15 protein-coding genes are annotated in these 14,657 nt (G+C 62.5%); 11 read left to right on the top strand and 4 right to left on the bottom strand.

Annotated elements, in window-relative coordinates; all coding sequences use genetic code 11:
• The first annotated feature begins 6 nt into the window (after window positions 1-6).
• Genes MOD31_RS12880 through MOD31_RS12865 form a run of 4 tightly spaced genes read left to right on the top strand, consistent with a single transcriptional unit; the run spans window position 7 to window position 5,882 of the window.
• Window positions 7-1,701: an AMP-binding protein gene (locus MOD31_RS12880; protein ID WP_250820840.1), complete on the top strand. Its 1,695-nt coding sequence runs from the start codon at window positions 7-9 to the stop codon at window positions 1,699-1,701.
• A gap of 14 nt (window positions 1,702-1,715) precedes the next feature.
• Window positions 1,716-4,106, top strand: coding sequence for a bifunctional salicylyl-CoA 5-hydroxylase/oxidoreductase (locus tag MOD31_RS12875; protein ID WP_250820839.1), 2,391 nt, complete (start codon window positions 1,716-1,718; stop codon window positions 4,104-4,106).
• 2 nt (window positions 4,107-4,108) lie between these two features.
• On the top strand, window positions 4,109-5,479 hold the full coding sequence (locus MOD31_RS12870; protein WP_166841898.1) for an aromatic acid/H+ symport family MFS transporter: 1,371 nt from the start codon (window positions 4,109-4,111) through the stop codon (window positions 5,477-5,479).
• A 7-nt stretch (window positions 5,480-5,486) separates the two neighbouring features.
• Window positions 5,487-5,882, top strand: a complete 396-nt coding sequence (locus MOD31_RS12865) for a thioesterase family protein (RefSeq protein ID WP_142937443.1) — start codon at window positions 5,487-5,489, stop codon at window positions 5,880-5,882.
• A 99-nt stretch (window positions 5,883-5,981) separates the two neighbouring features.
• Here the strand turns inward: MOD31_RS12865 and MOD31_RS12860 are convergent, their stop codons facing one another.
• Complete coding sequence (locus MOD31_RS12860; RefSeq protein WP_142937444.1) at window positions 5,982-6,515, bottom strand: hypothetical protein; 534 nt, start codon at window positions 6,513-6,515, stop codon at window positions 5,982-5,984.
• Window positions 6,516-6,777: 262 nt separating this feature from the next.
• Between MOD31_RS12860 and MOD31_RS12855 the strand changes: the two genes are divergently transcribed.
• Entirely contained in the window at window positions 6,778-7,662 is an 885-nt protein-coding gene (locus tag MOD31_RS12855) for a PaaX family transcriptional regulator C-terminal domain-containing protein (protein WP_166841897.1), read from the top strand.
• 15 nt (window positions 7,663-7,677) lie between these two features.
• Here MOD31_RS12855 and MOD31_RS12850 read toward each other — a convergent pair whose 3' ends face one another.
• On the bottom strand, window positions 7,678-8,460 hold the full coding sequence (locus MOD31_RS12850; RefSeq protein ID WP_250820838.1) for a VOC family protein: 783 nt from the start codon (window positions 8,458-8,460) through the stop codon (window positions 7,678-7,680).
• 212 nt (window positions 8,461-8,672) lie between these two features.
• Complete coding sequence (locus tag MOD31_RS12845) at window positions 8,673-9,314, bottom strand: NADPH-dependent F420 reductase (protein WP_142937446.1); 642 nt, start codon at window positions 9,312-9,314, stop codon at window positions 8,673-8,675.
• A gap of 82 nt (window positions 9,315-9,396) precedes the next feature.
• Between MOD31_RS12845 and MOD31_RS12840 the strand changes: the two genes are divergently transcribed.
• Window positions 9,397-9,717 carry a hypothetical protein gene (locus MOD31_RS12840; protein WP_223941232.1) on the top strand — a complete coding sequence of 107 codons (321 nt, stop codon included), beginning with the start codon at window positions 9,397-9,399 and terminating at the stop codon, window positions 9,715-9,717.
• A complete protein-coding gene (locus MOD31_RS12835; protein WP_250820837.1) occupies window positions 9,707-10,411 on the top strand; it encodes an HAD family hydrolase in 705 nt (234 codons plus the stop codon). Before MOD31_RS12840 ends, MOD31_RS12835 begins: the two co-directional genes overlap by 11 nt.
• Window positions 10,412-10,460: 49 nt before the next feature.
• Here the strand turns inward: MOD31_RS12835 and MOD31_RS12830 are convergent, their stop codons facing one another.
• Complete coding sequence (locus MOD31_RS12830; RefSeq protein ID WP_142937448.1) at window positions 10,461-11,072, bottom strand: NADPH-dependent FMN reductase; 612 nt, start codon at window positions 11,070-11,072, stop codon at window positions 10,461-10,463.
• Window positions 11,073-11,257: 185 nt separating this feature from the next.
• Here MOD31_RS12830 and MOD31_RS12825 point away from each other — a divergent pair, with 185 nt between their 5' ends.
• From MOD31_RS12825 to MOD31_RS12810, 4 genes are all read left to right on the top strand, one after another.
• Window positions 11,258-12,535 (top strand): Re/Si-specific NAD(P)(+) transhydrogenase subunit alpha, encoded by a 1,278-nt coding sequence (locus MOD31_RS12825; RefSeq protein ID WP_250820909.1) that lies wholly within the window; start codon window positions 11,258-11,260, stop codon window positions 12,533-12,535.
• Window positions 12,535-12,903, top strand: coding sequence for an NAD(P) transhydrogenase subunit alpha (locus MOD31_RS12820; RefSeq protein WP_250820836.1), 369 nt, complete (start codon window positions 12,535-12,537; stop codon window positions 12,901-12,903). Before MOD31_RS12825 ends, MOD31_RS12820 begins: the two co-directional genes overlap by 1 nt.
• Window positions 12,900-14,273 (top strand): NAD(P)(+) transhydrogenase (Re/Si-specific) subunit beta, encoded by a 1,374-nt coding sequence (locus MOD31_RS12815; protein WP_250820835.1) that lies wholly within the window; start codon window positions 12,900-12,902, stop codon window positions 14,271-14,273. The genes MOD31_RS12820 and MOD31_RS12815 overlap by 4 nt, the downstream gene beginning before the upstream one ends.
• 167 nt (window positions 14,274-14,440) lie before the next feature.
• A complete protein-coding gene (locus MOD31_RS12810; protein WP_223941228.1) occupies window positions 14,441-14,632 on the top strand; it encodes a hypothetical protein in 192 nt (63 codons plus the stop codon).
• Window positions 14,633-14,657: the final 25 nt, after the last annotated feature.

The following is a 14,657-nucleotide window of genomic DNA, read 5'->3' as shown; positions in this document are numbered from 1 at the left end:
CCGGCCATGAGCATGATGCCATCGGCCCACGTGGACACGTTCACCCGCGACCACCTGCCGCCCGCCGATACTTGGCCTGCGCTTGAATTCACCCTTCCCGAACTCCACTACCCGGAGCGGCTCAACGCTGCGGCGGTACTGATCGACGACGCTGTTGAGCAGTACGGCCCAGACCGTCCCGCCCTGTGGACCCCTGACGGCTCGGTATGGACCTACGGTCAGCTCCAGCAGCGTTCCAATCAGGTGGCACAGGTCCTCACCGAAGACCTCGGTGTCGTTCCGGGCAACCGCGTGATGTTGCGCGGGCCCAACAACCCTTGGATCGTGGCTGCCTGGCTGGGTGTCCTGAAAGCCGGCGCCGTAGTAGTCACCACCATGCCCATGCTGCGCTCCACCGAGGTCTCCACTTTGATCGGCTTGACCAAACCGGTGGTCGCGATCTCGGACCACCGCTTCGTGGACGAGCTCGCGGTCGCGGCCGGGGATGACGTCACCGTCCTGACGTACGGGGCCGGTAACGGATTCGACGACGACGGCGACCTCGCCTCGCGCTGCGAGCACAAGAGCGGCAAATTCACGGCAGTGGACACTGCCGCGGACGACGTCGCCCTGTTAGGACCGACGTCGGGCACCACCGGCGTGCCCAAGGTGACTATGCATTTCCACCGGGACATCCTGGCCAACGCGGACACTTTCGCCCGTTACATCCTGGAACCAACTGCAGATGACGTGTTCGCGGGTTCCCCGCCCCTGGCGTTCACGTTCGGACTTGGCGGTTTGGTGGTCTTCCCGCTCAGGTTCGGCGCGTCGTCGCTCCTCACGGAGAAGGCCGGGCCGGTGGAGCTTGCTGAAGCCGCAGCCGCGGCAGGAGCCAGCATCCTCTTCACCGCACCCACGGCTTACCGGGCCATCCTGAAAGAGAAGCGCGGAGACCTCCTCAGGGGCCTGCGTATGGCCGTCTCCGCCGGAGAGCATCTCTCCAAGGAAACCTGGGAAGCGGTGCATGAGGCTACTGGTTTGCGGCTGATCAACGGGATTGGCGCCACGGAAATGCTGCACGTCTTCATTTCCGCGGCAGGGGACGATATCCGCCCTGGGACCACCGGCCGCGCGGTGCCGGGCTTCAGGGCCACCATCCTGGACGACGACGGCAACGAACTCGGCCCGGGCAACATCGGCCGCCTGGCAGTGATCGGCCCCACCGGATGCCGCTACCTCGACGACGCACGGCAGGCCAACTACGTGGTCCGTGGCTGGAACGTCACCGGTGACACGTTCGCCATGGATGCCGACGGGTACTTCACCTACCAGGCACGATCAGACAACATGATCGTCTCCTCCGGCTACAACATCGGTGCGCCCGAGGTTGAGACGGCCATCGACCAGCACCCGGATGTTGTGGAAAACGCGGTCATCGGGGTTCCGGATGAAGAGCGCGGCAGCATCGTCTGCGCATTCGTCGTCCTGCGTGAAGGCGTCACAGGCGATGCCGGCAAGCGCAAAGAGATCCAGGACTTCGTGAAGCAGACCATCGCCCCCTACAAGTACCCCAGGGACGTCCGCTTCGTTACTGAACTTCCACGCAACCCCAGCGGCAAACTCCAGCATTTCAAGCTCCGCGACAGGGTCCTCTCGCAGGACAACACCGGGAACGCGAGCAAGACCGAACAACTTACCCCCGCCGGCCAGAGCCAGGCTTGAGAAGGAGCAACACCATGAAAATCGCAATCGTTGGAGGCGGGCCTGGCGGTCTGTACTTCGCAGCACTGATGAAGCAGCTGGACCCGTCGCATGACATCACCCTCTGGGAACGTAACGCTGCCAGCGACACCTTTGGCTTCGGCGTCGTGTTTTCCGATGAGACCCTGGGCGGCATCGGCAACGCTGATCCCGTAGTGGCCGAGTACATGAGCCGTCGCTTCGCACGCTGGTCCGATATCGACATCCACTTCCGCGAGCAAATGATCACGGTGGGCGGCCAGGGCTTCGCTGCCATGAGCCGCAAGGAACTGCTGGAGCTGCTCCAGCGCCGCTGCATCGAACTGAACGTGGACGTGCGTTTCAGTACCCTGGCTCCTGCCGTGGAGGAGCTTGAAGCCAACTACGATCTTGTTCTCGCAGCGGATGGCATCAACTCCCAGATCCGGGCCAAGTACGCCGACTCCTTCAAGCCGAACCTGGACCCGCGGACCAACAAGTTCATGTGGCTTGGTACGGACCAGGTTTTCGAGGCCTTCAAGTTCTTCGTGAAGGAAACCGAGTGGGGCGTCATGCAGATCCACGGTTACCCCTACTCGGACGAGGGCTCCACCTTCATCGTGGAAATGCACCAGGACGTGTGGCACGCCGCGGGCTTCGACGAAACCGCCAACGAGGTCTTCCCTCCCGGTGTCTCCGATGAGAAGGCCATCGCCAAGATCCGCGAGATCTTCGCCGAGGAACTGAACGGCTACGAGGTCCTCACCAACAACTCCAAGTGGATCAACTTCACCACGGTCCGCAACGAGAGCTGGCGCCACAACAACGTAGTGCTGCTGGGCGACGCCGCCCACACCGCCCACTTCTCCATCGGTTCGGGCACCAAGCTGGCCATGGAGGACTCGCTGGCATTGGCTGCTTGCCTCCACGAGCACCCGGATGTGGAGTCCGCCTTGGTTGCTTATGAGGCCGAGCGTCGGCCCGTGGTTGCCTCCACCCAGCGTGCAGCCCAGGCATCCCTTGAATGGTTCGAGCGCATCGGTCAGTACAAAGACCAGGACCCCACGCAGTTCGCGTTCAACCTGCTCACCCGCAGCCGCCGCATCACCCAGGAAAACCTGCGCCTCCGCGATCCTGAGTTCGCCGATGCCGTGGACCGCGGCTTCGCTGAATCCCAGGGCCTCAGCGAGGTGGCACCGGCCATGTTCCAGCCCTTCCGCATTGGTGGGCTGGAGCTGAAGAACCGCATTGTGGTCTCCCCAATGGATATGTATTCAGCTACGGACGGTGTTCCGGGTGACTTCCACAAAGTCCACCTCGGCTCGAAGGCCCTCGGCGGTGCCGGCTTGGTGATGACCGAAATGGTCTGCGTTTCCGAAGCCGGACGCATTACTCCTGGCTGCAGTGGCCTGTACTCGGACGATCAGAGGGACAGCTGGAAGGAAATCGTGGACTTTGTTCACGCCCGTTCCACCGCCAAGATCGGCGCCCAGCTGGGCCACTCTGGGCGCAAGGGCTCCACCAAGCTCATGTGGGAAGGCATTGACCAGCCGCTCGAGTCCGGTAACTGGACCGCCGTGGGTCCCTCTGCCTTGCCGTACAGCCCGGAGAACCAAACTCCCGTGGAGCTGGATCGCGCTGGAATGGATGCCATCAAGGCCGAGTTCGTCGCCTCCACGGTCCGTGCGGACGAGGCCGGTTTCGATCTCCTGGAAATCCATGCTGCCCACGGTTACCTGCTGTCCTCCTTCCTTTCGCCGGTGTCCAACAAGCGGACCGACGAATACGGTGGCAGCTTGGAGAACCGGCTGCGGTTCCCGCTGGAAGTGTTCGACGCCGTTCGTGCAGCTTGGCCTGCCAGCAAGCCGGTGACGGTGCGCATCTCCGCCACCGACTGGATCGAAGGTGGCAACACTTCGGATGATTCCGTGGCCATCGCCAAGGCGTTCGTTGAGCACGGCGCCGCCGGCTTGGACGTTTCCACCGGGCAGGTCGCCAAGGAAGAGAAGCCCGCCTTCGGCCGTAGCTACCAGACGCCGTTCGCGGACCGCATCCGTCAGGAAGTTGCCGCACCTGCAGGCGTGGCGGTGATCGCCGTCGGCGCCATCTCCACCTACGATGACGTGAACTCCATCCTCCTGGCCGGCCGTGCGGATTTGATCGCCTTGGGACGCACGCACCTTTACGACCCCCAATGGACGCTGCACGCAGCGGCCGAGCAGGAATATCAGGGGCCCGGCGCCGACTGGATCCCACAATTCCGTGCTGGTCGCCGCAAGCCTCCGAGCTCACGCACTGACGCCGTTCGTCCCCGACTGTCCCTGCTTAAGGAAGCCGACATGGAAGAAGTCAACACACACCTCCGCTGGACTCCCGAGTCCGCCGCAGCATCGGTTTTGGTGAAGTAGCCATGGCCACCGCACCAGTCAACGACTGGAACGTGCCCAAGAAGACCACCGGTTTGGTGTTGTTCTGCTGCTGGCTCGCGATCCTCGCCGAAGGTTACGACGTCGGCGTCCTGGGCGCCATCCTGCCGGCACTTGCCGAGTACAAAGAGTGGAACCTCAGCCCGCTGGCCTTGGGCGGACTGGGATCATATGCCCTGATTGGCATGCTTATTGGCGCCCTCTTCATCGGCACGCTCAGCGACCTCGTCGGCCGCAAGAAAATGCTCCTGGCTTCAATGGCAATCTTCACGCTCACCCAGGCAGGCGCTGCCTGGGCGCCGACGCCGGAGCTGTTCGGCTTGTTCCGCCTCATTGGCGGGCTGGGCATGGGCGGTGTCATTCCGGTGGCAGCGGCCCTGACCATTGAATACTCGGCGCCGAACAAGCGCTCCTACAACTACGGCCTCATGTACTCCGGCTACTCGCTGGGCATCGTTGCCGCCGCTTTGGCCGCGTTGTTCGTCCTGCCCATGGGTGGTTGGCGTGCTGTGATCGCGATCGGTGCCGCACCTGTGGTGCTGATTCCGATCATCTGGAAGTTCCTGCCTGAATCCCTGGAATTCCTGGAGTCGAAGGGCCGGAAGTCCGAGGCCAAGGCCTTGGCCGCCAAGCTGAACATCTCCAACTACAAGCCCGTTGTTGCTGTGGCTCCGGCAGTTCCTGCTGCCCAAGGCGGCCTGGTGGATCCGTGGTGGAAGACCATCACCACCATGTTCTCCCGGAAGTACCTGCGCTCCACCGTTTTCTTCTGGATCTCGCTGTTCTGTGGCTTGGTCCTGGTGTACGGCTTGAACACCTGGTTGCCGAGCATCATGAAGAAGGCCGGCTACGACCTCGGCTCGTCACTGACCTTCCTGCTGGTCTTCAGCCTCGCCTCCGCAATCGGGGGCCTGCTCCTTGGCCGCGCCGCAGACAAGTACGGCAAGAAGCTCATCCTGGTGGTGTTCTACATCCTGGGCGGCTTGGGCATCATGCTGCTGGTCTTCCCCAACACCATGGTGGTCAACCTGCTGTTCGTGGCCTTCGCAGGCGTTGGTTCCATCTCCACATCGCTGGTGCTGACCGGCTATATTGCCGACTACTACCCGGCCAAGGTCCGTGGCACGGCGACGGGATGGGCCCTGAGCTTCGCCCGCCTGGGTGCCATTTCCGGACCGTTGATCGGTGGCTGGATCGCAGGCTCCAAGCTGCCCTTCGAGGCCAACTTCGCAATCTTCGCCGGCATCGCGGTTCTGGCCGCGGGTGCTGTGGCGATGATTCCGAAGCCGCAGCCTGAGGTGGCAGTCGCCGCCGTCGACGTTGATCCTAACGACGCCGCCGTTAGCGCCCGCTAGGAGAATCGTGGATAGGTTTCCGGAGGCGTCCGTCCAGCGAACGGTGGAATGGGTGGACACCGACGCCTCCGGGCACCAGCACAACTCGGCCATTCTGCGCTGGGTTGAGGCTGCGGAGGCCGAGCTCTTCCGTTCGCTGGAGTTGCCGGACTATTTCCCCAGCGCTCCGCGTGTTCAGCAAGTCATCAACTACAAGGCCAAGCTGTGGTTCGGCCAGCGCATCACCGCCACGGTGACGGTAAGCGCACTGGGCCGGACCTCGCTGACCCTGGCTTTTGAGGTAGCGTCCGACGCCGGTGAGGTCGCCGCCTACGGGACGGTCACCACCGTGTACGTCCCCCATGGAACCGCAGCTGCACAGCCATGGCCGGAACACTTCGTCAAAGCTTTGAAAGGAGCCTGACCCCCTACGCCGAGACGGCGGTTGATGACAATGGTGAGCAATGGGATTGTCATTCACTGCCGTCTCGGCCAGTGGTGGTTGGGGACGCGGGGTGGGTGGCTAGCGCAAGCCCTTGATGATGTTCTTCGGCCGCTGCATCTCGCCGTGCTTTGCGCCGAGGATGATCACCCAAGCCGCGAACGCCGGAATGGCCCACTGCAGTGCTTTGAGCTGGGTCTGAGCGGACTTCAACTCATCGGATGCGCCGGCCCGAGGTTCTGTTGCACCCTTGGCGCCTTCGTCGGAGAGCTCATCCACCTTCTTGCCCACAACACCTGCGTACAACGTGACGGCGGCTCCAGCCAAAGTCACTACAGTCTTGTAGACAGTGTTTGCGGCGACATTGTCCTGCTTGGCAATCCGGCCCTTGTTCTCCCATGCGATGGCAAGGTCAGAGGCCAGGTGTCCGGCGAAGGCTGCTGTCTGGATGGGGGCCCACTTTCCCCAACCCTTGCTGGAGAGGCGGGTGCGCTCGGTGGGGTCTTTCGCTTCTGCAGCGGCACCATTAAGTCCGATGGCGCCCATCAGTGAGCCGCCAAACCATGCCGCGGCGGTGAGGTCGTGAATGGAGCGGGCTACGAGATTTCCTGCCATGATGTGTTTCCTATCGTTGATACGGAAAGGACCTTTCGGGGCGGTGTGAGCCTCGAATCAGCGTGGCTCCATAGTAAGCATGCTTACTATGACACGGCTAGCCGGACAGTCTCCAGAAGAAGAACGAGCGCCTCAGGCATTCCACATGATCCGTTGATCGGGGCCGAATATGGGCATTGAAGCAATCTGACCGGAAGCATTACCGCGCCTATGATGAACTGGACTGGCGCCGGAACTGCGGCGCGGAAATGAGGATCCTTCGATGTTCGCCGTCCCGGCACCCCCGGTGCGCCACCAGCAGCTGCTCGTCACCATTTTTGGCCTCTACGGACGAAATGCAGGCGACGCATTGCCGGTATCTGCGCTGATCTCCATGTTGGGATCACTGGGCTACGACGCTCCCGGCGTGAGGTCGTCAGTTTCCAGGCTCAAAGCCAAGGGTGTTCTTAAAAGCGTCCGCGAGGGCGGGATTGCCAAGTACAAAATTTCGGAGTCCGTCAGTGATGTGTTCCGGGAAGGTGACCGCAGGATCTTCGCCCCGGAGCAGCCCGCGCCGGTGGATACCTGGGTGCTGGCGGTCTTCTCCGTGCCCGAATCCATGCGGAACCGCCGGCACCAGCTGCGATCAGCCCTGCTGTCCTTGGGCTTTGGTTCAGTCGCCAACGGTGTGTGGATTGCTCCCGCGCATAAATTGGAGCAAGCCCGGGAGCGGCTCACGGCTGGCGGGTTGATCGAGTTCGTGGATCTCTTTCGGAGCGACTACGTTTTTGATGGCCCTATGCGGCCCAAGATTTCGGAGTGGTGGGACCTCAAGGAATTGGACCAGCAGTTCACGGAATTCCTTGAACTCTACGACGGTGCGGAGCAGCGCTGGACCGGACTCGTGGGCAGCGATCCGGACATCGCACTGGCTGAATCCACCGAGGACATGCGTCGCGATGCCTTCCGCTACTACATCCCGATGCTCACCATGTGGCGCAAGTTTCCGTACCGGGATCCAAACCTCCCCACTGACTACTTGCCGCCCGATTGGCACGGTCCTGCCGTGCGCAGGACGTTCCAGGCGGTCCACCGCTTGGCCGCTCCGCTTGCCGCGGCCCATGCGCATGAGGTCATAGCCGAGGCACTCAATCCGGCTGCTGCCTGAGCGCGGGCCGGGTGTTTACTCGCCGATTCGGGGTGCGTCGATGATGCCAAACACCTCACCTTGTGGCGCTTGGATGATGGCCATGCGTCCCAGCGGGCTTTCGGTGACAGGCATCAGCAGGCTGGAGCCGAGCTCTACGGCCCGATTCGCAGTGCCCTCAACGTAGTCGCTGGCGAACCAGGTCAGCCAGTGGTTGGGGGTGCCGGAGGGAACGTCAACGTCATGCTGAATCCCGCCCACTTCCCGGCCATCCAGCGGCCTGCGAATGGTGGAGTACACCAAGCCGTCTTCGGTGACGTCCTGGTAGCTGACGTCGAAGACCTCGGAGTAGAAGGACCGCGCCGATGCGAAGTCCCGGGTGTGGAGCTCATTCCAGCACAGTGCGCCGTGCTCATTGACGCGTTCCGCGCCGATATGGGTGCCTGCCTGCCACACGCCGAAGGTTGCGCCCACGCTGTCAGTCGCCAGCGTCATTCGCCCGGATTCCATGACGTCGAAGGGAGGGGCAAGCAGCTCTCCGCCGGCCGCGCTGATCTTCTTGGCGGTGACATTGACGTCATCCGATGCCAGGAACGTTGTCCATACGGTGGGCGCATCCGGATCCTGCTTGGGCCCTACGCCCGCCACCGCCCGCCCGGCGACGTGTGCAAGCGAGTATTCCCCGCCGTCCTGACCGCCAGCAACAAAATCCCATCCGAAGAGGTCTGCATAAAAGGCCTTCGCCGCTTGGAGATCGTCAACGCCCAGGTCAACCCACATGGGCGTCGCTGCGGGCCAGTTCGAGATTTTGGTGGACATGGAACTCCTCGGGGTGGGACGCTTCGGGGGCAGCTGCCTCCCCGAACGCCTGATGCGCCAGGCATTTAGAGAGGCAGCCACCCATAAAGTGCGCCGTGGTCCCGATTCGTGACACGATTTCGACCCAAAATTCACGGCACCCGCAAAATTCACGGCGCCCGCAAAGGTGGGGCGGCAAGCGTAAGCCCCTTGCCGCCGTCGTGCGTTCCGGGTTAGACCGTGCGCGTTGCCTTGGCGAGGTTCCCGCGCAGTTCCTCCGCGTTCTGGCGGATGACGTAGGCGGGGCGGTCACGCTCTACGCGCCAGCTGTCCTCCAGCGGGCCGATGTTGACGGTGTCGAAGCCGAATTCGTCGTAGAGCTTGGTCACAAGCTCGGCGGCTTCGGGGAAGTCGCTGGAGGTGGCCAGGGCGCGACGGTTGGGCGTGCCGGCAGCGGTGCCGTCCGTGGTGATGTCCTTGGCGAAAATGTGGTTGAAGCCCTTGGCTACCTTGGAGGTGGGCAGGTGCTTCTGAAGCAGGCCGGAAGTGGTGGCTTCTCCGTTGTCCAGCTCAGCGATCCGGCCGTCGCGCTCCCAGTAGTAGTTGTTGGTGTCGATCACGATCTTGCCCTCAAGCGGCTCGGTGGGGATGTCCTTATAGTTCTTTAAAGGGACGGTCACGACGGCGAAATCTCCTGCTGCTGCTGCCTCACCTGCCGTTGCGGCCCGGGCGCGCGGCCCGAGTTCGGTCACCAGCTCACGGAGGGTTTCCGGCCCTCGGGAGTTGCTGATGACCACGTCATAGCCGAGTTCTACCGCTTTGCGGGCGACTTGGCTGCCAATGTGTCCTGCACCGATGATTCCGATTGTTGTCATGCCTGTGACAACAACAAGTTGCACACGCCTAATTCCCGCGTGACGCAATATTACTGAGAGGTTTATACTAAGTAGTCTTACTATGCTGTTTGGCATCGAAGACGAGGAGGTTCGGATGGCCGGGCATTTGGAACTGGCTGAAACGCCTGATGGGGAATTTCGGATTCTGATGGTGGACGGCGACGACGTGTTGATGGGTCTGTCCAAGCAGTTTTCCACCATGGACGAGGCTGTTGAGGGAGTCGCAGCCATCCGTGAAGTTGCAGGAACGGGGCTGCTAAGACCAGCTTCGGCTGAGCGGTATGCGGTACTCATGCTTGAGGAACCAGTGATCGACTCCGCGCTGGCCGCCCAAGGTGCGCAAGCGCAGACACACGCAGGGGTGGTCAGCTGTGGCAACTGATGAAGCGACAAAAAAGAAACGCGGCGTTCTTTTCGATGTGGATGGAACCCTGATCGATTCCAGCTACTTCCATGCCATGGCGTGGTGGCAAGCGTTCCGACGCGAAGGCCTGGATGTCGAAATGTCCGCCATTCACCGAAGGGTTGGCATGGGAGGTGACCGGCTCATCCAGAGTCTGATCCCGGACTGTCCCGAGGACATGCAGGAAGATCTCAAGTCCGCGCACGGTGCGGTCTTTTCAACGTTTTGGCCGGCTCTGCGCACCTTCGCTTCGGTCCGTGACCTTCTGGCTGCATGCTCGGACGCGGGACTGGCTGTGGGCTTGGCCTCGTCAGCGCAGGAACGCGACCTTGAAGTAAGCAAGCACCTTCTCGATGCCGGATCCTCCATTGATGCGTGGACCAGCTCAAACGACGCAAAGCAGAGCAAGCCCGCACCGGACATCCTCGAGGCCTGCCTGGAAAAGCTGGGGCTCGGTCCGGAGGATGTGGTGTTCGTAGGCGACGCCGTGTGGGATGTAAAGGCCGGAGCTGCGATCGGCGTTCCCGTCATCGCCCTGACCTGCGGCGGAATCAGCGAAGCCGAACTGCGCGACGCCGGTGCCGCGGAAGTCTATGACAATCCGCGGCACCTGTTGGAGCACTTGGAGACCAGCATCATCGGCCAGCTGATGGCGGGTTCGCGGGACACCTAAGCGCCTGTCCAGCCGCCTGCGGGCATGCCGCCCGGCACCCGGAGCGGTGTTACCGCGTGAGCTTTGCCGAATCCGGTTCCTGATCACCGATGTGGCCGGGCGCGTTGGCGGCGAGGACGCGCTGAACGAACGCGCTGTATTCCTCCATATAGTGGCGCAGAAGCCCTGCTGTCGCTTCGTCCTTAACTGAACCGTCGTCGTCGTACGCATCTGCGACGAAGCGGATGTAAGCCTCAGGTGCGTTCAACTGTGGCGCATCCAGGAAACTCAAAACACTGCGCATGGACGACTGCATCACGGCGGTTCCAATACCGCCCGGCGATGCGCCGATGATTCCGGTGGGCTTGCGAGCGAATGAATTGGTGCCCCACGGGCGTGAACCCCAATCTATGGCATTCTTCAAGGCGCCGGGAATAGAGCGGTTGTACTCGGGCGAGATAAACAAGATGCCGTCCGATGCGGCGATGGCATCCTTCAAGTCCCGGCCCGCCGCCGGGAAATCAGCATCGTAATCCGAGCTGTACAACGGAAGATCTTTGATGGCGATCTCATGGAACTCGAGTTCCGGCGGCGCCACGCTGATGAGGGCCTTGGAGAGGACCCGGTTGATGGAATTGCTTGCCAGGCTTCCGACGAAGTAACCGATTTTGAAGGTGTCCATAGTGGCGTTCCTTTCCGACGGCACGGCCGGAACCGGCTCGTCGACGGTGTGGTGCTGGTTGCTCCCAGCTTCCACCGACCTTAGTGGACTTATGCACATAGCGCAGCCCCTACTCCCGCCGGGCCCCTTGCAGTCATAGACTCATGCCAACTGAGTTCTGGAGGGTTCCGGAAAAGGGGTGGCGGGTGAAGGCAGGCATAGCGCGCGAGACACTTGACGGTGAGCGACGTGTTGCTGCAACGCCGGAAACGGTGAAGCAACTGATGGGGTTGGGCCTTGACGTTGAACTGGAGTCCGGTGCCGGCATGGCCTCCGGCCATAGCGACGATGACTACCGCACAGCAGGGGCCACGGTAGTGCAGTCCCTGAACCTCGGGACACTAGATGTCTACTGCCATGTGCGCCCCATGGAACCGTCGACGGCGGCAGCTCTCCGCCGGGGTTCGGTCACCGTGGGCCTGGGGTCGCCGTCCTCGGAGCTGCCCACTGTGCGGGCGCTCGCCGCCGGGGGCATCACCTCCTTTGCGCTGGAACTGGTTCCTCGAATATCGCGTGCCCAGTCCATGGATGCGCTCACCTCGCAGGCCCTGGTGGCCGGCTATCGCTGTGTGCTTGAGGCCGCCATGCGATTACCGAGGTTCTTTCCGCTGTACATGACGGCAGCGGGAACCATTCCGCCCGCCCGCGTGCTGGTGCTCGGCGCCGGGGTTGCCGGCCTTCAGGCCATCGGAACCGCCAAAAGACTAGGTGCTCGCGTGTCCGCCAATGACATCCGACCCGCCTCGGCGGACGAAGTGGCATCCATGGGAGGAACCTTCATCAAGCTGGACCTTGAAACCGCAGAGGCTTCGGGCGGCTACGCCAGGGAGCTCAGCGCGGACCGGGGTGCCCTCCAAAGAGCCCTCTTGGCGCCGCACGTGGCTCAGGCCGACGTCCTCATCACCACTGCTGCCGTGCCTGGAAGGCGCGCCCCACTCCTTGTGACCCGCGAAATGGTCCAAGGGATGCGCCCGGGGTCCGTGGTGGTGGACCTAGCTGCGGAATCCGGCGGAAACGTGGAGGGGAGCATCCCTGGGCAGGACATCCCCATCCCCACCGGCGATGGTCAGGGCACCGTGACACTCGTGGGAATCAAGGACGCGGCATCGGCAATGCCTGCGGATGCCTCACGACTGTTCGCCAAGAACGTCGCCAACCTCCTGGCACTCATGACTCGGGACGGCGTGGTGGTTCCGGACTTTGAGGATGAAGTCATTGCAGGCACGTGCCTCACCCACAACGGCCAAGTCCTCCACGCACCAACTGCGGAGGCACTTGCGGCGCTCGCAGGAGAGGCTGCGCCCCTTGTAGGCGGGAATGCCGGCGCCTCCGGAGCCAGCGGTTCACCATCCGGCGGTTCTCGCACTGGCAGTGAACCCGGTAGCGAACCCGGCAGCGAACCCGGTAGTGAAGGAGTGCGCTAATGGATGGCATGAGCCTGCTAACGATTACTGTGCTGGCGGTATTCGTGGGTTTTGAGGTTGTTTCCAAGGTCTCCAGTACCCTGCATACGCCCCTCATGTCAGGCGCCAATGCCATCCACGGCATCATCCTGGTGGGCGCCATCATTGTGGCGGGACAGGCCGCTGACCCGTGGGTGTTGGCAGTTGCGCTGCTGGCCGTAGTCCTTGCCACGGCTAACCTCGTGGGTGGTTTTGTGGTGACCGACCGGATGCTGGAGATGTTCCGCGGACGGCAGCGACCGCCGTCGAACGCTGCCGTTCCTGAAGGCCGCGGAGCCGCGGAGCCGGCCGCCACCGTGGAGCCGGAGAAGAAGGAGCGCCGGCCATGACGCTTCTGAACCCCACGTGGACCTCGCTGCTGTACCTCGCCGCGGCGGCCTGCTTCATCCTCGCCCTTAAGGGCCTAAGTTCACCACGGACTGCCCGGCGCGGGAACCTGATCGGAGCATTTGGCGCTCTGCTGGCTGTGGTGACGGTGTTTGTCTCTGTGAAACTGGACAATATCCCGTGGATTCTGGGGGCCATCGTTGTGGGCTCGGGTGTGGCTGCGCCGGTGGCCCGCCGGGTGCACATGACGCAGATGCCGCAGCTCGTGGCACTCTTCAACGGTGTGGGTGGTGGTGCTGCGGCGCTGGTGGCGTTGCTGGAACTCTCCCATTCGGGCGATCCGTGGGTTCGCCTGGCCATTGTCTTCACGTTGCTGGTGGGTGCGGTGTCCTTTGCTGGCTCCGGTGTCACTTTCGCCAAACTTCAAGGGCTCATGACCACCCGGCCGGTGACATTTCCCGGGTTACCAGCCTTGATGGCCGTGGTGCTGCTTGCCGCAATGGGTGCTGGAATTGTGGTGATCCTGAACGGCTGGTTGGTGGTGGCGCTGCTCCTGCTGCTCTTGGGTCTTGGTGCCGGAATCCTGCTGGTGCTGCCGGTGGGAGGCGCGGATGTGCCGATTGTCATTTCACTCCTGAACGCCTTCACTGGCCTGGCTGTCGCGGCGTCCGGACTGGTGCTAGGCAATGTCCTCCTGGTGGTGGCCGGGACGCTGGTGGGGGCTTCCGGCGCCATCCTCACCCGCGCCATGGCTGCCGCGATGGGTCGCAGTGTTGCAGGCATCATGTTTGGGGCTTTCAAGGGCGGATCTACCGCAGGTTCAACCACCGTCAGTGAGCGGCCCGTAAGATCCTCCAGCGCGGAGGACGTGGCAGTATTGCTCGGCTATGCACAGCGGGTGATCATCGTCCCGGGATACGGCCTTGCAGTGGCCCAAGGCCAGCACACTGCCGCGGAGCTGGCCTCGGCCTTGGAGTCACGCGGAATTGAGGTGGACTTCGCCATCCACCCGGTGGCCGGGCGCATGCCGGGCCACATGAACGTACTCCTTGCCGAGGCTAACGTGCCCTACGAGTCCTTGAAGGAGATGAGCGACATCAACTCGGAGTTCAAGACCACCGATGTCGCGTTGGTGGTTGGGGCCAACGATGTTGTGAACCCTGCCGCAAAAACCACCTCGGGGTCTCCGATCTACGGCATGCCCATTCTGGAGGTCGCCGACGCCCGGCAGGTGGTTTTCCTCAAACGTTCCATGCGCCCCGGATTTGCCGGTATTGAGAACGAGCTCCTGTATGAGCCCCAGACCACCCTGCTGTTTGGCGACGCGAAGGACTCCTTGACCAAGGTGCTGGGGGCGGTCAAAGCGCTGTAATTGACGCAGGTCACACAACTGGGCCTGGTATTCGCGTCATGTGAGCATCGGCGACGGCACACTTCCTGTACAGAAAGTTTGTCCAGGACGCTAGGAGCCACCCATTGCAGCACCGTAAGAAGGATTCGTTATTTGGAGCACCCTTCGTACAAGCAAGGGGAAAGAGTGTGACCAACTGGAGGTCGCTGGTTGGTCTGAAAGTTCAGATCTGGCGCGGCGACGAGATCGTGGACCAGGGCGTAGTGGAGGCCGTGACATCTGACGGCAGCGTTGTATGGCTCACCCAAACGGGAGCAGTGGAACGTCGGATGGTGGTGAAGGAACGCGGCGCAGGCATCCGGATCCAGCTCATCAACTGAGCTGGATCCAGATCGGAAGAGCACA

This window comes from Paenarthrobacter sp. TYUT067 (genome assembly GCF_023656375.1).
In the GTDB taxonomy this organism is placed as follows: domain Bacteria; phylum Actinomycetota; class Actinomycetes; order Actinomycetales; family Micrococcaceae; genus Arthrobacter.
Note: the sequence above shows the minus strand (reverse complement) of the source record. Positions and strands in the feature narration are given on the sequence as shown.